At 70.2% G+C, this 21,081-nt stretch carries 19 protein-coding genes and 1 pseudogene; 3 read left to right on the forward strand and 17 right to left on the reverse strand.

The genetic code is table 11. The annotated features are described in order from the left end of the window. Positions 1 to 77: 77 nt before the first annotated feature. The 3 genes and pseudogenes from MRB58_RS12050 to MRB58_RS12060 all read right to left on the reverse strand — a co-directional run bounded on the left by MRB58_RS12050 (position 78) and on the right by MRB58_RS12060 (position 1,764). Positions 78 to 680, reverse strand: a complete 603-nt coding sequence (locus MRB58_RS12050; protein WP_244777245.1) for a pyridoxamine 5'-phosphate oxidase family protein — start codon at positions 678 to 680, stop codon at positions 78 to 80. Positions 681 to 682: 2 nt separating this feature from the next. Beyond that, positions 683 to 1,147 (reverse strand): nuclear transport factor 2 family protein, encoded by a 465-nt coding sequence (locus MRB58_RS12055; RefSeq protein WP_244777247.1) that lies wholly within the window; start codon positions 1,145 to 1,147, stop codon positions 683 to 685. Between the two features lie 66 nt (positions 1,148 to 1,213). Next, positions 1,214 to 1,764: pseudogene (locus tag MRB58_RS12060) on the reverse strand (carboxymuconolactone decarboxylase family protein). 103 nt (positions 1,765 to 1,867) lie between these two features. Here MRB58_RS12060 and MRB58_RS12065 point away from each other — a divergent pair. Further along, positions 1,868 to 2,788: a LysR family transcriptional regulator gene (locus MRB58_RS12065; protein ID WP_244777249.1), complete on the forward strand. Its 921-nt coding sequence runs from the start codon at positions 1,868 to 1,870 to the stop codon at positions 2,786 to 2,788. Positions 2,789 to 2,925: 137 nt separating this feature from the next. After that, entirely contained in the window at positions 2,926 to 4,125 is a 1,200-nt protein-coding gene (locus MRB58_RS12070) for a mandelate racemase/muconate lactonizing enzyme family protein (protein WP_244777251.1), read from the forward strand. Positions 4,126 to 4,168: 43 nt separating this feature from the next. Here the strand turns inward: MRB58_RS12070 and MRB58_RS12075 are convergent, their stop codons facing one another. The 7 genes from MRB58_RS12075 to MRB58_RS12105 all read right to left on the reverse strand — a co-directional run bounded on the left by MRB58_RS12075 (position 4,169) and on the right by MRB58_RS12105 (position 12,123). Continuing rightward, positions 4,169 to 5,017 carry an ABC transporter permease gene (locus tag MRB58_RS12075; RefSeq protein WP_244777253.1) on the reverse strand — a complete coding sequence of 283 codons (849 nt, stop codon included), beginning with the start codon at positions 5,015 to 5,017 and terminating at the stop codon, positions 4,169 to 4,171. A gap of 3 nt (positions 5,018 to 5,020) precedes the next feature. Next, the gene (locus MRB58_RS12080) at positions 5,021 to 5,890 is read right to left on the reverse strand and encodes an ABC transporter permease (RefSeq protein ID WP_371747174.1); all 870 of its coding nucleotides are present in this window, start codon (positions 5,888 to 5,890) and stop codon (positions 5,021 to 5,023) included. Continuing rightward, entirely contained in the window at positions 5,887 to 6,957 is a 1,071-nt protein-coding gene (locus tag MRB58_RS12085; RefSeq protein WP_244777254.1) for an ABC transporter ATP-binding protein, read from the reverse strand. The genes MRB58_RS12080 and MRB58_RS12085 overlap by 4 nt, the downstream gene beginning before the upstream one ends. Before the next feature lie 70 nt (positions 6,958 to 7,027). Next, on the reverse strand, positions 7,028 to 8,098 hold the full coding sequence (locus MRB58_RS12090; RefSeq protein WP_244777256.1) for an extracellular solute-binding protein: 1,071 nt from the start codon (positions 8,096 to 8,098) through the stop codon (positions 7,028 to 7,030). Positions 8,099 to 8,211: 113 nt separating this feature from the next. Then, a complete protein-coding gene (locus MRB58_RS12095; RefSeq protein ID WP_244781974.1) occupies positions 8,212 to 9,492 on the reverse strand; it encodes an FAD-binding oxidoreductase in 1,281 nt (426 codons plus the stop codon). A 25-nt stretch (positions 9,493 to 9,517) separates the two neighbouring features. Further along, the gene (locus MRB58_RS12100; protein WP_244777258.1) at positions 9,518 to 11,005 is read right to left on the reverse strand and encodes an aldehyde dehydrogenase family protein; all 1,488 of its coding nucleotides are present in this window, start codon (positions 11,003 to 11,005) and stop codon (positions 9,518 to 9,520) included. Then, on the reverse strand, positions 11,002 to 12,123 hold the full coding sequence (locus tag MRB58_RS12105) for a mandelate racemase/muconate lactonizing enzyme family protein (RefSeq protein ID WP_244777260.1): 1,122 nt from the start codon (positions 12,121 to 12,123) through the stop codon (positions 11,002 to 11,004). The genes MRB58_RS12100 and MRB58_RS12105 overlap by 4 nt, the downstream gene beginning before the upstream one ends. A gap of 102 nt (positions 12,124 to 12,225) precedes the next feature. Here MRB58_RS12105 and MRB58_RS12110 point away from each other — a divergent pair, with 102 nt between their 5' ends. Beyond that, positions 12,226 to 13,698: a PLP-dependent aminotransferase family protein gene (locus MRB58_RS12110; protein WP_244777262.1), complete on the forward strand. Its 1,473-nt coding sequence runs from the start codon at positions 12,226 to 12,228 to the stop codon at positions 13,696 to 13,698. Here MRB58_RS12110 and MRB58_RS12115 read toward each other — a convergent pair. From MRB58_RS12115 to MRB58_RS12145, 7 genes are all read right to left on the reverse strand, one after another. Next, complete coding sequence (locus MRB58_RS12115) at positions 13,687 to 14,136, reverse strand: hypothetical protein (RefSeq protein WP_244777264.1); 450 nt, start codon at positions 14,134 to 14,136, stop codon at positions 13,687 to 13,689. The genes MRB58_RS12110 and MRB58_RS12115 overlap by 12 nt on opposite strands. Positions 14,137 to 14,191: 55 nt before the next feature. Continuing rightward, on the reverse strand, positions 14,192 to 15,823 hold the full coding sequence (locus MRB58_RS12120; protein WP_244777266.1) for a GMC family oxidoreductase: 1,632 nt from the start codon (positions 15,821 to 15,823) through the stop codon (positions 14,192 to 14,194). A gap of 172 nt (positions 15,824 to 15,995) precedes the next feature. Next, positions 15,996 to 17,012: a cyclase family protein gene (locus MRB58_RS12125; RefSeq protein WP_244777268.1), complete on the reverse strand. Its 1,017-nt coding sequence runs from the start codon at positions 17,010 to 17,012 to the stop codon at positions 15,996 to 15,998. Continuing rightward, positions 17,009 to 18,118: an NAD-dependent epimerase/dehydratase family protein gene (locus MRB58_RS12130; RefSeq protein WP_244777270.1), complete on the reverse strand. Its 1,110-nt coding sequence runs from the start codon at positions 18,116 to 18,118 to the stop codon at positions 17,009 to 17,011. The genes MRB58_RS12125 and MRB58_RS12130 overlap by 4 nt, the downstream gene beginning before the upstream one ends. Positions 18,119 to 18,122: 4 nt before the next feature. Then, complete coding sequence (locus tag MRB58_RS12135; protein WP_244777272.1) at positions 18,123 to 19,286, reverse strand: acyl-CoA dehydrogenase family protein; 1,164 nt, start codon at positions 19,284 to 19,286, stop codon at positions 18,123 to 18,125. Continuing rightward, the gene (locus MRB58_RS12140) at positions 19,283 to 20,149 is read right to left on the reverse strand and encodes a MaoC/PaaZ C-terminal domain-containing protein (protein ID WP_244777274.1); all 867 of its coding nucleotides are present in this window, start codon (positions 20,147 to 20,149) and stop codon (positions 19,283 to 19,285) included. The genes MRB58_RS12135 and MRB58_RS12140 overlap by 4 nt, the downstream gene beginning before the upstream one ends. Continuing rightward, the gene (locus tag MRB58_RS12145; protein ID WP_244777276.1) at positions 20,149 to 21,063 is read right to left on the reverse strand and encodes an SDR family NAD(P)-dependent oxidoreductase; all 915 of its coding nucleotides are present in this window, start codon (positions 21,061 to 21,063) and stop codon (positions 20,149 to 20,151) included. Before MRB58_RS12145 ends, MRB58_RS12140 begins: the two co-directional genes overlap by 1 nt. Positions 21,064 to 21,081: the final 18 nt, after the last annotated feature.

The following is a 21,081-nucleotide window of genomic DNA, read 5'->3' on the forward strand; positions in this document are numbered from 1 at the left end:
GGCGAAGCGGGCCAGGACGCGCGCCGCTAGGCTGCGATCTGCGAGGGTGACGAATGTAGGCCGCCTGCGGGCCGCCTCTAGGCCTTCAGGCGGGCGATTTCGGCCTCCAGCTCGGCGATGCGGGTGTCGCGGCGGGCGAGCGCGGCGGCGACGTCTTCGGCCTCGAATCGCTGCGGGATGTGCTGCGGGCAGTTCACGTCCCACGCCGCGATCTGAAAGAGGATCGCGCGCTCCGGCCGGCCTTTGCCGTCGGCGGGAACGAGGCTTTCGAGGAGCGCCGGGTCGTCCTCCACCACCTTGGCGGTGCCCCAGAGTTTGACGCGCCGCGCATTCGTGTAGTCGATCAGGAAGAGGAAGGCGTGCGGGTTCTCGGCGAGGTTGCCCAGCGTGATGTACTGCCGGTTGCCGCGCAGGTCCGCGAAGCCGAGGTGCGTATCGTCGACGACGCGCAGGAAGCCCGGCGGGCCGCCACGGTGCTGGATGTAGGGCTGCCCCGCGGCGCTCGCGGTGCCGAGGTAGACGCTGCGCTGGGCGGCGACGAACTCGGCCAGATCCGGGGTGATCCGGTCGGGCCAGGGGCGTGTGTCCTCCATACGTTCGAACATATCGCGCGAGCCGCGCGCGGACTGTTGCGCCTTTACGGCCGCGGTGAAGGCGACGTCGCTCGGCACTCGGGTCATGGTCAGAGTCCCAACTCGGTGAGCGAGGCGTGACCGTCCGGGCGCCGGCCCTGGGGCCAGCGGAACAGCCGCTCCGCCTCGGTGATGGAGAGGTCGTTGATGCTGGCGTGCCGCTCGGCCATCAGGCCATCGGCGTCGAAGCGCCAGTTCTCGTTGCCGTAGGAGCGAAACCAGGCGCCGGCCGCGTCCTGCCACTCGTAGGCGAAACGCACGGCGATGCGGTCGGCGGTGAAGGCCCACAGCTCCTTGATGAGCCGGTACTGAAGCTCCCGCTCCCATTTCCGGCTGAGAAACGCGACGATCTCGGCCCGGCCGGTGAGGAATGTGGCGCGATTGCGCCAGCGGCTGTCCGGCGTGTAGGCGCGCGAGACCGCTTCCGGGTCGCGCCCGTTCCAGGCGTCCTCGGCGAGGCGGACCTTCTGCGCGGCGGTCTCGGCCGTGAAGGGGGGCAGCGGGGGGCGGCTCATGGGGGCTCCTGGCGTTGCGCGAGACAGGGTCGGGCCGGCGGCACGAGGCTGCCGGCGGGGCGGCGATCAGGCGGCGAGAGCCGGGTCGACCGCGGGGAAGTCGACCTCTGTGCGGGCGACGGAATTGATCGAGTTGGTCCAGATGTTGAGCGCGACGTGCTGCACGATCTCGATGATCTGCCCATCGTCGTAGCCGGCGGCGCGCACCGCGGCGAGCTCCTCGTCGCCGACATGCCCGCGCGCCTCGGCGACCGCGACGGCGAAGCGGACGGCCGCGTCGGCCTTGTCGTCGGTGGAGCGGCCGGCGCGGTTGGCGGCGATCTCCTCGGCCGGCAGCTTGGCGAGGTGGGTGCCGAGGTAGGTGTGCGCGGCGAGGCAGTAGTCGCAGCCGTTCAGCGCGGCGATGGCGAGGGCGATGCGCTCGCGGGTCTGCGCCGGCAGCCGGCCTTTGCCAAGCGCGCCGAAGAGGCCGAGATAGCCCTCCAGCGCGACCGGGCTGACCGAGACCAGGCGGAAGAGGTTCGGCACGCTGCCGAGCTGCTTTCCACCGCGGCGAGGAGCGGGCGGGAGGCCTCGGGGGCGGCGTCGATCGTGGCGGGGTATTCGATGCGGGACATGGTCGCGTTTCCTATCGTCTGGTGCGGTGAGACCTAGCTAACCCCTTGCTGGGCGTGATAGCAGTGCGCGAAACCGGGAACTGTCCTTCCAGTATCTGCAAGCATGACCGACCGACTCGACGCCATGTCCCTCTTCGTCGCCGCCGTCGACGCGGGGAGCCTGTCGGGCGCGGCGCGGGCGCGGGGGCTGCCGCTGGCGACCGTCAGCCGGCGCGTCGCCGAGCTGGAGACGGCGCTCGGCACGCAGCTGATGCTGCGCTCGGCCCGCGGGCTCGCGCTGACGGACGCCGGGGCCACCTACCTCGCGGCGTGCCGGCGCATCCTGGAAGAGGTCGCCGAGGCGGAGCGCACCGCGTCCGGCGAGTTCACCACGCCGCGCGGGGTGCTGACGCTGACCGCGCCGATCGTCTTCGGCCGGATGCACGTTCTGCCGGTGACGGTGGCGTTCCTGAAGGCATTCGCGGACGTCGAGGTGCGGCTGGAGCAGACCGACCGGGTCGTCAGCCTGCACGAGGAGCGGATCGACGCCGCGATCCGCATCGGCCGCCTGCCCGACAGCGGATTGCGCGCCCGCCGTGTGGGGGCCGTGCGCCGCGTGGTGTGCGCGGCGCCGGACTACCTCGCTTCCCGCGGGACGCCGCAGCGGCCGGAGGATCTCGCCACGCACGCCTGCATCACGTTCGCCAACCTGATGGCGGCCGACCGGTGGCGCTTCGGCGAGGGGCGGGCCGAGCGGCAGGTGCCGATCCGCTCGCGCCTCGTCGTCAACACCGCGGAGGCCGCGATCGAGGCGGCGGAGGCCGGCCTCGGTATCACCCGCGTCCTCTCCTATCAGGCGGCGGCCGCGGTCGCCGGGGGGCGCCTCGTCGTCCTCATGGCGCAGGACGAGCCCGAACCTTGGCCGGTGCACCTCGTCTACCCGGGCGGGATGGTGCCGCAGAAGCTGCGCGCCTTCATCGACTTCGCCGCCCCGCGCCTCGAGGCGAGCCTGCGCACAGCGACGGCCGGCACCGCCGCGGCGTGAGATATTGGTCTGACCGATCCAACGCATTGGATATCATCAGCCGTCCATTGCGTGGCTAGGGTCGGACGACCGATCCGGCGCGACACCCTGACGGAGCCGGGCGATCCTCGACCCACCCGGACCAGAAGGGACCGACTATGCAGGTGCTCGATCGCGTCGAACTCTACCATGTGGCGGTGCCGCTGCCGGCGCCCTTCGCCCCGTCCTGGATCCCCGGCACGATCCGCGAGAAGACCACCTTCACGCTGGTCCGCTTCACCACGGACGACGGCGTCGACGGGTGGAGCGCCTTTCCCGCCGCGGGCCGCGAGCGCGCCGGACTCGGCGATCCGCTGGCGAGCCTCTTCCTCGGACTGGATCCGACCGACCTGGACCTCGTCTCCGAGCGCATCCACATCATGGCCGTCGGCGGCAGCTTCAACTGGTGGCTGGAGCCGGCGATCTGGGACATCAACGCCAAGACCGCCGGCCTGCCGCTCTACGAGTTCCTCGGCGGCGGCGCCGACCGGCTGAAGCTCTATGCCTCGGGCGGCGAGCTGAAGGACCCGATGGCCCGCCGCGAGGAGGCCGAGGCCCGCTTCGCCGAGGGCTTCGAGACGATGAAGGTCCGCGTCCACGACTTCGACGAGGCGGTCGACATCGAGGCGATCACGGACGTCGCTCGCCATATGGACGGGCGGATGAAGATCTCGGTGGACTGCAACCAGGCCTTCCGCCTCACCCAGAACGGCGGGGCGCCGCTGTGGTCGCTCGATCGCGCCAAGCGCTTCGCCGACGCGGCCGCCGACGCCGGCCTCGCCTGGGTTGAGGAGCCGCTGTGGGGCGAATGGCACGAGGCGATGGCCGAGTTGACCGCCTATGCCCGCGTGCCGATCGCCGGCGGCGAGCTGCATCTGGCCGGCTATGCCGAGCTGGAGCGGATGGTGAAGCTGCGCAGCTATGCCATCTACCAGCCCGACGCGATGTGGGCCGGCGGGGTGAAGCAGTGCCTCGACGTCGCGAAGCTCTGTCGCGCGGAGGGGGTGCGGTTCACCCCGCATTGCTGGTCGACCTGTTACGGCTTCATCGTCAACGCGCACGTCTTCGCGGCGAGCGGGTTTGCGGGCGAGGAACTCTACGAGTACCCGCTGGCGCCTCCGGGCTGGGTCCCGGAAGGGCGCGACGGCCTCTTCACCGAGCCGATGCTGCACGACCGGGGCTGGTTCGCCATGCCTCGGAAGCCGGGCCTCGGTGTCGAGATCGACCCCGACAAGCTCGCCCACTACGGCACCTGCTACTTCCGGGCGAGCCGCCGCGAAGTGCACTGGATGCCCGAGGCCCTCGCCCGAATCGGGTGAGCGTCGCCGCGACGGCGCGGCCGCCGACCCCGGCGCGTCGGGGTCAGGCCTTGCGGGGGCGCTGGATCAGCACCGAAGCCAGCGCCAGCAGACCCGAGCCCAGCATCAGGACCACCGAGACCGCGTTGAGCACCGGCGTCGAGCCGACCTTCACCATGCGATCGTACATGGTGATCGTCAGCGGGGCGTCGGAGCCCACCAGCATCAGCGTCGTGTTGAAGTTCTCGAACGAGACCAGGAACGCCACGATGAAGGCCGAGAACAGCGCCGGGAAGAGGAACGGCAGCGTCACCGTCGCCAGGACGCGCAGCCGCGAGGCGCCGAGGTTGAGGGCCGCTTCCTCGAGCGCGATGTCGAACTTCTTCAGCCGGGCGGAGATGACGAGCGAGGTGATCGTCGTCAGGAACGCCGCCTGACCGAGCACGATCAGCGGAATGCCGGGCCGCAGCCAGGTGATGAAGAGGCCGAACTGCCGGTCGGCGAAGTTGGCGATCATCGACGCGAAGACCAGGATCGAGATGCCGAGGATCACTCCGGGGATCACCAGCGGCACGATCATGAAGATGTAGAGCGCCTGCTTGAACGGGAAGGACTTGCGCTCGAACAGGAAGGCGTTAGACGTCCCCGCCGCGACCGCCAGCGCCGAGACGAGCAGCCCGATATATAGCGAATTGCCCATGCCCCGCAGCAGGCGGTCGTCGTGGATGAGGCCGAGCTTGGGCTCGGTCGGCGAGAAGAACCAGTCGAGCGTGAACCCGCGCCAGGGGAGCGAGGGGAAGACCGAGTCGTTGAACGCGAACGCGCCGGCCGCGATCAGCGGCGCGATCAGGTACAGGAAGAAGATCGCCACGTAAGCGCGGTAGATCCAGCGGAGGTGCGGCGCCGACGGCATGGCCTACTCCTTCGCCACGGTGGTCGCGAGGCTCTGCCCTGTCAGCCGGAGGCCGAGCCAGACGACGAGCGACGTGAACAGCAGGAGCAGCACGCCGAACGTGGCGCCGGCCTCCCAATTGTAGCGCGTGATGAACTGATTGTAGATCTGCTCGGTGAACCAGCTCGAGTTCTTGCCGCCCAGGAGAACGGGCGTCAGATAGCTGCCGGCTGTGAGCATGAAGGTGATGATGCAGCCCGCGACGATGCCCGGCATCGCGTAGGGCACGATGATCCGCCGGAACACGGTGAAGCGCGAGCCGCCGAGGTTGTAGCCGGCTTCCAGCAGCGCGTCGTCCATGCCCTGGAGCGTGGAGACCAGCGGCACGATCATGAAGAGGATCACCGTATAGACGAGGCCGATGATCACGGTGACGTCGTTGTAGAGCATCTCGATCGGTGCGGAGATGATGCCGAGCTTGAGGAGCGTGGTGGAGATCACGCCCGTCTCGCGCAGCAGCACGATCCACCCGTAGGCGCGCACCAGGTCCGACACCCATAGCGGGATGAGGCACATCAGGAAGAGCGCGGCACGGCTCCTCTCCTTGGCGACCTTGGCGATGTAGTAGGCGACCGGGAAGCCGATCACGAGCGCCAGCGCGGTGACGAGGATGGAGATCCAGGCGGTGCGCAGCAGCGTGTTGCGGTAGATCGGCTCGCCGAAGAAGTCGGCGTAGTTCTTGAAGCCGATCTCGTACTCGTTGATGCCGACCTTCTCACGCAGCGAGACGTAACCGATGCCGAGCTGCGGCAGGATGATCAGCAGCCCGATCCAGAGAAAGAACGGGACGAAGAGGAGGAAGAGCGAGAGGCGTCCGGCGTCGCGCCCCATCATCCGCCCCTTCGCGCGAAGACCCGCGCCCGTTCGGGGAGCCAGGAGAGAGTGACCGCGTCGCCCTCGGCGAGGGTGCCGGACTGGGCGGGGTCGGCGACCTCGACCATCTGCCCGGTGGCCGTCTTCACCAGAATGCGCGAGTTGGCGCCGTTGAAGAGCAGGCTGTCGACCGTGCCGGTGAGGTTGGTGCCGCCCTCCGCCTCGCCGATGCTCAGCGCCTCGGGCCGCAGGAAGACCTCCACCTCGTCTCCGACGCCGCTGCCGTCGGCGCGGCGGCCGATCACGCTGCCGCCGGCTTCGAGGGCGACGGAGACGTCCGCGCCGCGCACCTCGGCGATGGTGCCGGGGAGGCAGTTGGCGTCGCCCACGAAGCCGGCGACGAAACCGGAGACGGGCGCGTCGTACAGCTCCTTGGGGCTGCCGATCTGCTCGAAGCGGCCGGCGTTCATGACCGCCACCTGGTCGGACATGACGAGCGCTTCGGACTGGTCGTGGGTGATGTAGAGGAAGGTCGTCTCGAACTGGTGCTGGAGGAGCTTCAGCTCGATCTTCATGTGCTCGCGCAGCTTGAGGTCCAGCGCGCCGAGCGGCTCGTCGAGGAGCAGGACGTCCGGCTCCAGCACCATGCAGCGGGCGATGGCGATGCGCTGCTTCTGGCCGCCCGAGAGCTGGTCGATGCGCTTGTCTTCCGTGCCCGGCAGGCCGACGCGCTCCAGGATACCGGCGACCTTGCCGCCGATCTCGCCGCGTTTGTCGCCGCGGCAACGCAGCCCGTAGGCGATGTTTTCGCCGACGCTCATCATCGGGAACAGCGCCAGGTGCTGGAACACCATCTTGACGTTGCGCTTGTTGGGCGGTGTCGCGACGACGCTCTCGCCCTTGATCTTGATGTCGCCCTCGGTCGGGGTTTCGAACCCGGCGATCATGCGCATCAAGGTGGTCTTGCCGCAGCCGGACGGACCCAGGATCGAGAAGAACGAGCCCGACGGGATGTCGAGCGAGACGTCCGAGACGGCGGTGAACGGTCCGAAGTTCTTCGTGACGCGGGAACAACTCAGATCATACATCGCGGGCCCTTCGGAAGCGGTTGGAGGGCGGAGGCGCACGGGGCGCCTCCGTCCCGGTGTCGTCGTCGGATCAGTTGGTGGCGGCCTTGATGCGCTCCAGCGCGATGCCTTCCATGTCTTCCAGGCCCGGCGGGATGTTGGCGAAGAACTTCAGATTGTTGATCGCCGCATCGTCGAACGCGGCGGCCACGGCGGCGCGCTTGTCGTCCGGCAACAGCTCGATCCCGTTCGGCACCGCGGCGAGAGACCCGGTCGACGCGGACATGATCTTCACGTTCTCAGGTCGCAGGACGAAGTTGATCCACTTGTAGGCGGCGTCGTCGGCCTGGCCGCCGCGCGGGATCGTGAAGGTGTCGATCCAGGCGAGCGCACCGGTCTCGGGCGGCACGAAGACGATGTCCGGATTCTCCGAGTAGATCTTGAACGCGGTGGAATCCCAGGTCTCGGACAGGATGACCTCACCCGACAGCATCAGCGAGGAGAGATCGTCGCCGCCTGTCCAGTAGGTCTTGATGATGTCCTTGCACTCGATGAGCTTGGTGGTCACCTCGTCGAGCATCTTCTGGTAGGCGTCCTTGTCGGCGTAGAGGGCGAACGGGTCGTAGCCCATCGCGTAGCCCATGCCGAGGAGGATGGTGCGGCGCAGGCGCATCGAGGTGCGGCCCTTGTACGTGTCGTCGCACAGGTCGCCCCAGCCCGACGCGTCGGGGGCTTCCTTCTTGTTGGCCATGATGCCGGACGTGCCCCACTGGTGCGGCACGGAGTAGACCTCACCGTCGATCGTGGTGTTGGCCTTCACGCCTTCGAGGAGCTTCGGCGTCATCGCGTCGGTGTCGATCTTCGACAGATCGAGCGGCTTGTAGATGTTGTACTCGAGCTGCGCGGCATAGACGCGGTCATGGCTCGGCTGGGCGAGGTCGAAGCCGGTGCCGCCGGTGGCGCGCAGCTTGGCGATCATTTCCTCGTTGTTGGAGAACGTCACCTCGACGTCGATGTCGGGGTATTCCTTCTCGAACTTCTGGACCAGCTCGTCCGGAGCGTAGCTTCCCCAGGTCAAAAGGCGCAGTGTCTCGGCATTGGCGCTCCCGGCCATGAGCGCAACCGCCGCACCGCCCAGGAGGGCGCGAAGTATCGACGTCATAGTCTTCTCCCGTATTGGACGACAATTTTTGGCATCACCGTCACCGATGAAAATGGACCTTAGGTTTGGACGGTGTGAAAGGTCCATTCCGCGCGGTTTTGCATTCCGATCGGTCACAGTCCGAGCCTGTCGAGGACACGGTAGGCCGTGACCGCGGCAGGGAGGAACCACGGGTCGCCCGAGTAGAGGGGGCGCGTGGAAAAGTCGGGTTGCATCAGGGCGGTAGCGCCTGCGGGATCACCCAGCACGCGCCGGCCGGCCTTCATGCCGAGGTAGGACGCCATACCGACGCCGGAGCCGCAATAGCCCATCGCATATTCGAGGCGGCCGCGGCGCCCGGTGTGGGCCAGCTCGTCGAACGTGTAGCCGACGAAGCCCATCCAGGCGTGGCTGATCGCGGCGCTCTCCAGCTCCGGGAAGAGGGCGCACATCTCCCGGCGCAGGCGCATGCCGCCTTGCCGGGCGCCGGTCTCGCCGGCGCTGGTGCGGCCGCCGAAGAGGATGCGCCGGCCGTCCGGCGAGACGCGATAGTAGTAGACCACGCGGCGCGAATCCGAGGCGATGCGGCCGGTCGGAAAGAGTTGCCGCACCAGCGTGGGGTCGAGCGGTTCGGTGGCGATGATGTAGCTGCCGATCGGGATCACCCGGCGGCGGTGCCACGGAAGCGCGTCGCCGGTGTAGCCGTTGGTCGCGACGACCACGTCGCGCGCGGTGATCGTGCCGCGCGGGGTGGCGATGGTGACGGCGTCGGCCGTCTCGTCGATGGCGGTCGCGGGGGTGTGCGGCAGTACAATCGCGCCGGCGTCCAGCACCTTGGCGAGGAGGCCGGCGTGGTAGAGGCCGGGGTCGAGCGCGGCATGGCGGTGGAAGACGGCGCCGCCGTGGTAGGCGTCGGTGCCCAGCTCCTCGCGCTGGCGCTCGCGCGGGACGAGGGTGATCGTCTCGCCATCCGCGATCTCGGCGAGAGCGGCGAAGGCGCGGGGGCTGGCGGCGGCGTGGAAGCGGCCGCAGGCGCGGAAGTCGCAGGCGATCCCCTCGTCGCGGATGAAGTCCTCCACGAAGGCGCGGGAGGCGACCCCCTCGGCGAGGATGGCGCGCGCGGTCTGCGCGCCGTGGCGCTGCGTCAGGGTGGCGAGCTTGGGCTTCACCGAGGTGGAGACCTGGCCGCCGTTGCGGGTGGAGCAGCCTTCGCCGACGACGCCCTTCTCCAGCACGACGACGCTGCGCCCGCCGCGGGCGATCTGCAACGCGGCGTGGAGCCCGGTGTATCCGGAGCCGATGACGACCGCGTCGGCCGTCGCGGGGAGCGGCTGGGGGGCGATGCCGGCGGGCGGGGCATAGTCCCACCAGTAGGGCGTCGTCTTGGGGGGCGTTCGGTGGTCCGCTCGGGTCATCTGCACGGGGCGAGCTCCAGGGCCATCAGCCGATTTTTGCCGCGACGCTCTTCACTCGCAAGTAATTGTGCACGGCAGCGAGCCCTTTTTCGCGGCCGAAGCCGGAGTGCCGGTTGCCGCCGAAGGGCACCTCGATGCCCCCGGCGAAATATTCGTTGATGAAGACCTGCCCGGCGTCGATGTCGCGCGCCATGCGGTGCGCGGCGGCGAAATCGCGGGTGTAGATGCCGGCGACGAGGGCATAGTCGGTGCCGTTGGCGAGCGCTGTGGCGTGGTCGACGTCCTCGGCGACCTGCACGGCGAGGACGGGGCCGAAGATCTCGTCCTGCACCACCGGGTCGCTCTCTGCCACGTCGTCGAAGATCGTCGCCTCGAAGAACCAGCCGGCGTCGGTCTCGGGATCCGTCGCCGCGGCGCCGCCGACGAGGGGGGCGAGGCCGCGCGCCTTGGCGGCGTCCACCTTGGCGGCGACCCGCGCGGCGTGCGGTGCCGAGTTCAGCGGCCCCAGCGTGGTGCGGCGCAGGCCGTGGCCCATTCTCAGCGCCTTCACCCGCTCCACGACGCGCTCCACCACGGCGCCGTGCACCGCGCGCTCGACGATGAGGCGCGAGCCGGCCGAGCACACCTGACCGGCGTTCTCGTAGATGGCACCGATGACGCCGTCCGCCGCGTCGTCGAGGTCGGCGTCCTTCAGGACCACCAAGGGCGACTTGCCGCCCAGCTCCAGGACGACGCTCGCCACGTTGCGGGCCGCCGCCTGCATCACCCCCTGCCCGGTGGGGACCGAGCCGGTGAAGGTGACGTGCCGCACCCGCGGGTGGGCGACGAGGGGCGCGCCCGCCTCCGCCCCCGTGCCGGTGACGACGTTGAGCACCCCGTCCGGCAGGCCGGCGCGGGTGAGCAGCTCGGCGAGCATCAGCATCGTCAGCGGCGTCGTCTCGGCCGGCTTGGCGACGACGGTGCACCCGGCCGCGAGCGCCGGGGCGATGCCGCGCGCCGCGGTCGACAGCGGGAAGTTCCAGGGGATGATGTGCGCGGTGACGCCCACCGGCTCGATCCGCGAGTAGCCCAGATAGGCGTCGCCGATCGGATAGGTCTCACCCTCGATCTTGTCGGCCGCGCCGGCATAATACTCGAACGCGCGGGCGGCCCCACCGACATCGCCCTCCGCCTCCTGCAGCGGCTTGCCGCTGTCGAGACTTTCCACGAACGCGAAGCGGGCGGCCTCGGCGCGCAGCAGCGCGGCGGCGCGCGTCAGGATCGCGCCACGCTCCGAGGCCTTGGTGCGGCCCCAGGCGCCCTGCGCGGCGTGCGCGGCCGTCACCGCGCGTTCGACGTCCTCTTCCGTTCCGGCGGCGAACGCATGGTAGGCGCGGCCGAGGCCGGGGTCGAACGTCTCCATCCGCGCACCGGCGACGGGGGCGGCCCAGCGGCCGGCGATGAAGTGGTCGGACGGCAGCGCGGGCAGCGTGCCGGCGGCGAAGTAGTCGCGGATCGCGGCGTCGGTGTTCATGCCTCGGCCTCACTCGTTTGATACTGCGATTTGGCGAGCCACTCGGGCGCGATCTCGACGCCCCATCCGGGCGCCTCGGTCACACGCGCCTGACCGCCGTCGATCGTGTACGGGTCGTCGACGTAGAGGCCGTACTGCCAGGGATAGTAGTCGGCCTCTTCGATGGAGAATTCCAGGTACTTGCCCGCGTTCGGCAGCGCCCGCAGCAGGTGCATCGTGAACAGCGTGACGAGCCCCAGGTTGGCGCAGTGCGGCGTCACCGGCAGGTCGTGCGCGGCGGCCATCGCGGCGATGCGCATCGTGCGACCGATGCCGCCGGCGTAGAGGATGTCCGGCTGCGCGACGTCGACCGCCTTCAGCTCGAACATGCGCTTCCAGGTCGGGAGCCAGCAGTCCTGCTCGCCGCCGGTGACGTCGATGTCGAGCGCGGCGGCGACCTCGGCGGTCTGCTCCATCTCCCAGTAGGGACACGGCTCCTCGAAGTGGGAGATGCCGTTGTCGGCCAGCATCCGGCCGTAGTGGATCGCGGCAGGGGGCGCGTAGCAGGAGTTGGCGTCGGCGAGCAGCGCCACGTCCTCGCCCCGGAAGGCGCCCGCGATCGCGGGGATGATCGCCTCGGTCCGGCCCTCCCATTCGTCGCGCCCGCGGCCGCACTCGGCGCCGACGCGGAACTTGAAGGCGTCGAAGCCGTAGGCGCCACGCAGTCGCTTGAACCGCTCGACCTCGTCCTCGGGGGTGATGTCCCGCTTCATGGACGAAGCGTAGGCGCGCAACGGGCCCGGCGCACCGCCCAGCAACGTGGCGACCGGGACGCCGGCCGCCTTGCCGCGCAGGTCCCACACCGCCGTCTCCACGCCGCCGATGGCGCGGCAGATGTAGGAGCCGGGGAACTTGTGCTCCTTCTCGGCCGCACGGTCGAAGAGGTCGTTCTGCCCGACGAGCGTCTCCTCGAAGTCGACGCCCAGGACGTGCGGCGCGATCTGACGGTGCAGCACCCGGCAGGTGATGTCGGAGTGGTAGGTGGACACCTGGCCCCAGCCGGTGGCGCCGGTCGCGTCCGTCACGCGCACGAACCCGATGTCGGGGGTCGTGAAGGTTTCGATGCGTGTCAGCCGCATGACATTCCCGCTTGTTGCCTCTCGTTTAATCTCGCTTGCAAATCGGTCTGTCGATAAGGTCCACTTCGCGAAACCTCGCGGACCAATCGAGAGGCGGGCGCGGTGACGAAGTATGCCGGCGGGGCGTTGATCCCGACGCTGAAGGTCGAGCGGAACGACGCGGCCAACCTGTCGATGCAGCTGGCGACGCACCTGCGCGAGCTGATCCTGTCGGGCGATCTGCCGCCGGGCACCCGGCTGCCGGCGAGCCGCGTGCTGGCCGGTGAGCAGGGCGTGTCGCGCACCACGGCGGTCGCGGCCTACGAGCAGCTCACCTCCGAGGGGCTCCTGGTCAGCCGGGTCGGTGCCGGCACCTACATCAGCGACGAAGTGCGCACGCCGCCCGCCCATGCGGTGCCGTTCGAGACGACGGCGCGGCTGCCGCGCCTCGCCCACTTCAGCCGCGAGATCTCCGAGCAGTTCTTCCCGCGGCTCGCCCATCCCTCCGCGCCGCGCGCCTTCGTGACCGGGATGCCGGCGTTCGACGCCTTCCCGATGGCGCAGTGGTCCCGCCTCTCGGCGAAATATTGGCGCGGGCAGCGTGCGGCGATCATGTCCTATCCCGACGCCACCGGGCTTCCCGCCCTTCGCGCCGAGATCTGCCGCCATCTGCGCGCCAACCGGGGCCTCGTGTGTCGGCCGGAGGAGGTCTTCGTCTTCGCCGGCGCGCAGGACGCCTTCGTGCAGATCGCACAGATCCTGCTCGACCCCGGCGACCGGGTGTGGATGGAGAACCCCGGCGCGATCGGCGCCCGCAACGCCTTCCTGTCCCGCGGCGCCGAGCTGGTCCCGGTCCCCGTCGACGCCGAGGGGATCGACGTCGCCGCCGGCCGCCGCGCGTGCCCCGACATGCGCATGGCCTTCGTCACCCCCGCCCATCAGCACCCGATGGGCTACACGATGAGCCGCGATCGCCGGTTCGAGCTGCTGGCCGCCGCCGAGGACTGCGGCGCCTGGATCGTCGAGGACGATTATGTCGGCGAGTTCCACTATGGCCGCTCGCCGCTGCCACCGCTCAAGGCGCTCGATGGGTCGGGGCGGGTGGTCTACATCGGCACGTTCTCGAAGGCGCTGTTTCCGGCGATCCGGCTCGGCTACGCGGTGGTCCCGTCCGCGCTGGTCGATATCTTCGAGCGCACGCTCGGGGCCGCCGCGCACGGGGTGTCGCACGCCATGCAGTCGATCGTCGCCGAATTCCTCGCCGAGGGGCACTTCTCGGCGCACCTGCGGCGCATGCGCGACCTCTACCGCGAGCGCCGCGACGCGCTGATGGCGGCGGGCGCACGTCACCTCGCCGGCCGCCTCCAGCTGCTGGCGACGGACACCGGCTTCCACACCGTCGGCCTTCTGCCGCGGGCCGTCGACGAGCGGCGCGTGACGGATGCGGCGATGGCGGCGGGGCTCGCCACGGCGCCGCTGTCGCGCTTCGCCCTGTCGCCCCTCTCGGTCAAGGGACTGACGCTCGGCTTCAGCGCGATCTCTCCGCACGAAATCGAGAAGGGGGTCGAGCGGTTGGCGGCAGTGCTACAGCGGTAGGCTCGGCGGCGCGATCAGCAGGTAGAGCCAGGTCGCCCCGATCACCACCGGCACGCCGACGCTGCCGACGAGCCCCATCAGCGGGATCGCCGGCGTATGCGGCACGACGATATCGAACCGCCCCGCGGCACCGATCCCGTCATATGCGCCCCGGCGCGACTTGCGGCGCCACTCGACGCTGCGCCATGCCGCCGCCAGGATCGACAGGAGCACCAGTACACACAGCACGACGCCCAACAACGGGATCAGCGGAAAGAACAGGCTGTCACGCATCGAGGGGCCGCGGATGCCCATGGTGAGCGGGGTGAAGAGGAACGCCTGCGACGCGACGAGCCAGTTCACCCGTGCATTGAGCAGCGAGAGTTCGAACTGCAGCTCGCCGCGGATGGTGCGATAGATCGCGTCGTTCTCGGGGCTGGAGGTGTCGTGGGAGGTCATGCGCCGTCCTGCGTTGCGGGGACCGGGGCGGAGCATAACCGCGGCACGCGGCCCGTTACAGGTCGGCGCGGATGAGGTCGGCCGCCTTCTCGCCGACCATCAACGACGGCGCGTTGAGGTTGCCGGCGGTGATCGCGGGCATGATCGACGCGTCGGCGACCCGCAGGCCGGTGAGGCCGTGGACCTTCAGCGCCGGGTCGACCACCGCGCCGGCGGCTGCATCCGGTCCCATCGCGCAGGTGCCGCAGGGGTGGAAGACGGAGGTCGTGGTGGCACGGATGTAGGCCACCAGGGCTCCGCGGTCGGTCACCTCGGGGCCCGGCGTCAGCTCCCGCTTGATGACGCGCTTCAACGGCGCCTGCTCGGCGATGCCGCGCATCAGCGCGACCGAGTCGATCAGCTCTTCGAGATCTTCGGGCTCGGAATAATAATGCGGGTGTATCTCCGGCGCCGCGGCGGGGTCGGCCGACCGGATGTGCAACCAGCCGCGGCTCTTGGGGTGGGTGTTGGAGATGCCGATCATGAAGCCGGGGAACCGGTCCGGCTGCGTCAGCCGGCGTTTGCCCGGCACCGCGCGGGTGTAGGAGAGCGGCGAGAAGTAGAGTTGCAGGTTCGGTCGCGCCCGCTCCGGACCGCCGCGCACGAACCCGCCGGCCTGGTTGACGCTGAGCGACAGCGGGCCGTCGCGCGTGGCGAGGTAGCGGATGCCGGCGAGGCCCCGCGCGAACAGGGGGCCGAGCGTCTGGTTCAGCGTCGGCACCGTGGCCTCGTAGAGGAGGTCGAAGCCGACGTGGTCCATCAGATTGCGGCCCACCGTCGGCGCGTCCAGCACCGGCGTGATGCCGAGGCCGGCGAGCTTGGCCGGATCGCCGACACCGGAGAGCTGGAGGATCTGCGGCGAGCCGATGGCGCCGGCCGACAAGACCACCTCGCGCCGTGCCATGATGCGCCGCGTCGCGCCGCCCTTCACCACCTCGACGCCGATTGCGCGCGTGCCGTCGAAGAGGATCCGGGTGACCGCCGCGTCGGTGAGGAGGGTCAGGTTGCGCCGTTTCAGCGCCGGGTGGAGGTAGCCGGTCGCCGCCGAGCAGCGCAGGCCGTCGCGCGTGGTGACCTGGAAGAAGCCGACGCCCTCCTGGTCGGCCCCGTTGAAATCGGTGTTGCGGGTGAAGCCGGCCTGCACCGCCGCCTCGACGAAGGCGTGGGAGAGCGGGTGCGCCGCGGCGGCGACGTCACGCACGCTGATGGGGCCGTCGCCGCCGCGCCACTCGCTGGCGCCGGTGACGTTGCTCTCCAGCCGGCGGAAATATGGAAGCAGGTCGCGGTAGGACCAGCCGGGATTTCCGGCCGCGGCCCACCCGTCATAATCCGCCGCCTGGCCCCGGACGTAGACCATCGCGTTGATCGACGACGAGCCGCCGACGACCTTGCCGCGCGGCCAGTAGGCTTTGCGGCCCCCCAGGCCCTCGTCCGGCTCGGTGTAGTAGCGCCAGTTGAGCGTCGGATGGTAGAAGGCGCCGCCGTAGCCGATCGGCATCCGCACCCAGATGCTGCGGTCCGATCCGCCGGCCTCGACGACGGTGACCGCGAGGTCGGCCCGCTCGGAAAGCCGTGCGGCGACGACGCAGCCGGCCGACCCGGCGCCCACCACGACGACGTCGCAATGATCGATCTGAGCGGCTTCCACGGATCACCCCCGGTCCCGAACCTACCTCTCTCTAAGGCGCCGAGTGGACCCGTGTCGCCGACCATTCCCCTATGGGCGGGATACCAATCGGGTGGATGAACCGTGGGAGGGGCGGTGCCGGACAGGGCCGGGCGCGGCCTCGACCGCGCCGCATCCCTTCCGGGGGCGCCAGTCAGACGGTGGCGATCGGGGTGAGCGGAGAGCCGACCGAGCCGGGGAGGCGCAGCGGCGGGGCGGTCAGGAAGAAGGCCGACCGCTTCGCCTCGCGCAGCCACGCCGCGAGCTGCGCGTAGTACCACAGTTCGCCCAGGTGGATGCCGAGCTTGAAGAGGCAGTGGTTGTGGAGCGGCAGCGCCGGGTAACGCTCGCTGTCGGGCGTGCGCGCCGGGTAGGCCTCCACCGCGAAATTGTCGGCGCAGATCGCCGCGATGCCGCTGTCGGTGATGAAATTCAACAGCTTGTCGTCCCGCCCGTCGAGCGCGGCGCAGGATGTGGCGAGGACGTCCGGATCGGGCTTTTTGTTCATCGACAGGATCAGGTCGGCGAAGCCGGTGTAGAGGCACAGGAAGTCGCCCGGCTCGATGGTGACGTCCATTCCCTCCATCGCCCGCATCAGCCCGTCGTAGCCGACGGCGACGCGCTCTCGGCCGTGCAGGCGCTCGAGGTCGACCAGCACGCCGCGACCCTGGACGCCCGTCGCGGCGAGGTTCTCGATGCCGAGCGCTTCGGCGCCGCGGGCCTCGCCGTCGTCGGGCCCGGTGATGTCCCGCCCGCCCTGGTAGCCGTTGTAGTAGACCTTCTCCGCGGTGCCGTCGCCGTCGACGTCGAACATCTGGCCGACGTGGGCGAGCGCGTCCCACTGCGTCGAATACTGGGTGTAGAGCGTCACCGCGTCGTCGCTGACGATGTCGCAGTAGCAGGGTGAGACGCCGCTCATTTCGTAGTTGTAGTTGTGGCCCTCGCCGCGGCGCTCGTGGCGGAAGACCGGCTCGCGCCGCAGCGGCATCAGGACGTTGCCGCCCGGATAGTCGAGCGGCAGGGAGAGGCAGAAGGCGAGGCCCTCGCGGATCTCCTTCGCACCGCGCAGGCGCGCCTCGGGCGTGACGAGGTTCATCCGCCCGACCTGATCGTCGGGACCGAAGTCGCCCCAGTTGGATCCCTCCGGCCGGTGCGTCCAGCGCTTGTTCATCGGTCTCTCCCCAGATGCGCCAGTTCTTCGCGGCTCGGCAGGATGCGGCGCGCCTGAAGCGCCGCGACGAGTTCGCGGAACATGGTCTCGGTGTCGGTGCAGGCGTGGAAGCCGGCCTGTCGCAGCTTGATCGTCGAGACGATCACCGGCGCCGGCGGGCGCTTGGCGCCGGTGGCGAAGACGAAGTCGGCATAGTGATGCGAGCGGCCCATGAGGGCGCCGAGGTCCGGCTCGGCGAGCCCCAGGCGGGTGGCGAGGGCGCGCCATTCCTCCGACCGCGGCGGCAGCGTATCGGCGAGCGAGCGCGGCGCGTCTGGGCCGGTGGCGGCACCCAGCGCCTCGGCGATCGCCGGCCACACGTTGCGCCACACGAACACGTCGCCGTTGGTGATGTTGAAGGTTTCGCCGCGCGCGCCCTCGGCGTCGGCGGCCCAGAGGAGCGCGCCCGCGACGAGGCGCGCGTCGACCGCCTCCAGCACGTAGTCCGGGCCGCCGGGGAAGGCGAGCGGGCGACCCTCGGCCGCCTCCAGTACCGCGAACGCGCCGATCACCGGGAGGATGTTCATCACCGCGCCCACCGCGTCGCCGAACACCACCTGCGGGCGCCAGACCGTGAGGTCGAAGCCGGTACGGGCGCCGAGGTCGCGGGCGAAGTCCTCCTGCAGCCAGTAGAAGTTGGCGTGGTCGTGGCGCGGCCAGCTCTCGCGCGCCGGCACCGGGAAGGGGCGGATGTGCACCCCGTAGGCCTTGGTGCCCTGGAACTGCGAGACGTGGCGCAGCGTGCCCGTCGCCGCCAGCGGCTCCAGGAGGTTGCGCAGCATGGCGAGGTTGGTCGCCATCTGCCGCTCCGAGCGCCAGCCGGTGACGAGGTCCGCCTCTTCGAAGACGGCCGCGTAGACGAGGTGCGTCGGCGCATCGAGCGCGGCGACCGCGGCGGCGCAGGCGGCCGCGTCGGTGAGGTCGACGGCGCGGTGGTCGTAGGCGCACGCCAGCGCCGGATCGCGCCGCGACAGCGCCGTGACGCGCCAGCCGGCGGCGGCGAAGCGCTCCACCGCCGCGCGACCGATGACGCCCGACGCGCCGGCGATGAGGACGTGGCCGGGCACCGCGTCAGGCCGCCCGCTGGTTGAACTGGCGACCGACCAGCCCGGCGGCGATGTTGACCTTCTGAATGTCGATCGCGCCGCCGGCGATGCCCCAGCCGAAGCTGTCGCGCACGCGGCGCTCCATGCCGTACTCGCGCGCGTAGCCGTAGCCGCCCATGAGCTGCATCGCCGCCGCCGTCACCTCGCGGGTGATCTCGTTGGCGAAGCACTTGGCCATCGCCGCCTCCTGCCGTTCGGGGAGGCCGGTGCCGGCGTTGGCGGCGGCGCGATGGATCATCAGCCGCGCCGCCTCGACCTTCATCGCCATTTCGGCGAGGCGCAGCTGCACGGCCTGGAAGTCGGCGATCGGCTTGCCGAACTGGCGCCGCTCCTGGACGTAGCTTGTCACCACCTCCAGCGCCCCGGCGGCGACGCCGAGCGCCATGGTGGCGTTGCCCAGCCGCTCGATGTTGAAGAGGCCCATCAGCTTGGAGAAGCCGCCCGCTTCGACGAGGAGGTGCTCGCGCGGCACGCGCACGCCGTCGAACGCCATGTCCGCGGACGGGACGCCGCGAAAGCCCATCAGCTTCTCCTGCGCCCCGAACGACAGGCCGGGCGTGTCCTTGTCGACGAAGACGGCGCCGATGCCCTTGGCGCCCTTCGTGCCGTCGAACCGGCAGAAGACGACGTAACCCTCGCTGTGCCCCGCGCCGGAGCACCACCGCTTGGCGCCGTCGATGACGATGTCGTCTCCCTCGAAGCGGGCCTTCGTGGTGAGGTCGGTCAGTGCGGTGCCGGCGTCAGGCTCGGACATCGAGATCGCGACGAGCATTTCTCCGGCCGCCGCCTTGGGGACGACGCGGGCGGCAAGCTCGGGATGGCCGAGCGCCTCGACGATGCGCACCGGGCCGGCACAGCACTCGAACACCGGGAAGCCGACGCCCACGGAGACCTTGGCGAACTCTTCCATGACGAGGAAGGCGTCGAGGTGCGGCAGGCCGAGGCCGCCGAACGCCTCGCGCGTGTTGACGCCGAGGAAGCCGAGCGCGGCATACTTGGCGAGCCAGGCGTGGGAGACGGGCTCCGCGGTCTCGTCGATCTCGATCGCGAGGGGGGCGAGTTCGGTCTGCGCGAAGCGGCGGGCGGTGTCCTGGAGGGCGCGCCGCTCGTCGGAGAGGATGAAGTTCACGGGCGGGCCTCGTAGGTGAAGACGCCGTTCTTGAGGACGTCGGCGCCGCGCGCCTCGACGCGGGCGACGAACGCCGCCGTTCCCTCGCCGGTGCGCCAAAAATGGAAGGCGATGGTATCGCCGGGGAAGACGGGGGCCGAGAACCGCGCGCCGAGGCGCTTGACGCGGGCCGGTTCGTTGCCGGCGAGCTCGGCCATCAGCGCGCGGCAGGCGATGCCGAAGGTCGAGAGGCCGTGCAGGATCGGCCGCTCGAACCCGGCGCGGCGGGCGACGTCGGGGTCGGAGTGCAGCGGGTTGAGGTCGCCGGAGAGGCGGTAGACGAGGGCGAGCTGCCGCGGCGTCTCGATCTTGACCACGCCGTCCGGCGCACGGTCCGGCACCTCGGCGGCCGCGCGCTTGGCGTCCGGTGCGCCGCCGAAACCGCCGGCGCCGCGGCAGAAGACGGTGTGGCGCACGGTGGCGACGTGGGTCGCGCCATCGTAAAGCTCGCGCGCCGTCACCAGGAGCGCGCCCTTGCCGGCGCCCTTGTCGACGATCTCTTCGATCACCGTGCGGCCGGTCAGCGTCCCCTCGGGCGGAAGGGGAGCGAAAAGTTCCATCTCCTGCTCGCCGTGGACCACCTTCAGGTAGTCGATCCCGGTCGCCGGGTCGCGCAGCCAGGCGCCGTCGTAGCACAGCACGTTGACCATCGCGGGCATCGCCTGGATGCCCTGACCGGCGTCGAGGAACACGAGCTGGCCCTTGTCGGTCGGATCGTCGCCGTAGCCGAGGCCGAGGGCGTAGATCGCCGCGTCGCGCCAGGACCAGGTCTGCGTCACCTCGGCGAGGTCCAGCGCGCCGAGGTAGGCGGGGTCGAGCGGCATCAGACCGGATCCCACGAGATGACGTCGGCCGAGCGCTCCAGCGGGGTCAGGTGTGGCTTGAACGCGCCGGGAAGGGTTTCGGCGAGCGTCTCGGCCGTCCAGCCCTCGCTGCGGTGGATCGAGCGGACGGGGCGCGGCTGGTTGAAGAGGTAGATCTCGTTGTTGCGGGCCGAGAAGATCTGGCCCGAGATGCCGGCCGCCGCGTCCGAGCCGAGGAAGGCGACCAGCGGCGCGATCTTCTCCGGCGTCATCCGCTTCAGCTTGGCGACGCGGTCCTTGTCGGCCTCCGTCTCGGTCGGGATCGAGGAGACCATGCGCGACCAGGCGAACGGGGCGATGCAGTTGGAGCGCACGTTGACGCGGGCCATGTCCATCGCGATCGCGCGTGACAGGCCGACGATGCCGAGCTTGGCCGCCATGTAGTTGGCCTGGCCGAAGTTGCCGATGAGCCCGGCGGTCGACGTCATGTGGACGTAGGCGCCGCTCTGCTTCTCGCGGAAATGGCCGGCGACGGCGCGCGAGACGTTGAACGAGCCGAAGAGGTGGACTTCCAGCACGGCGCGGAACTGGTCGGGGTCCATCTTGTGGAAGATGGCGTCGCGCAGGATTCCGGCGTTGTTCACCACCAGGTCGACGCCGCCGAAATGGTCCATCGCGGTGGCGACGATGCGCTGCACGGCGTCCCACTCGGTGACGCTCTCGGCGCTCGCGACCGCCTCGCCGCCGGCGGCGCGGATGGCGCCGGCGACCTCTTCGGCGGCGCCGGCATTGTCGGCCTCGCCGGTCAGCGTCACGCCGATGTCGTTGACGACGACCCGCGCGCCGTCGGCGGCGAGCCCTTCGGCGATCGCGCGGCCGACGCCCTGCCCGGCGCCGGTGACGATCGCGGTCTTGCCTTCGAGTATTTTGCTCATCGTTTCTCCTTGGGGGCG

The organism is Acuticoccus sp. I52.16.1 (genome assembly GCF_022865125.1).
Taxonomy (GTDB): domain Bacteria; phylum Pseudomonadota; class Alphaproteobacteria; order Rhizobiales; family Amorphaceae; genus Acuticoccus.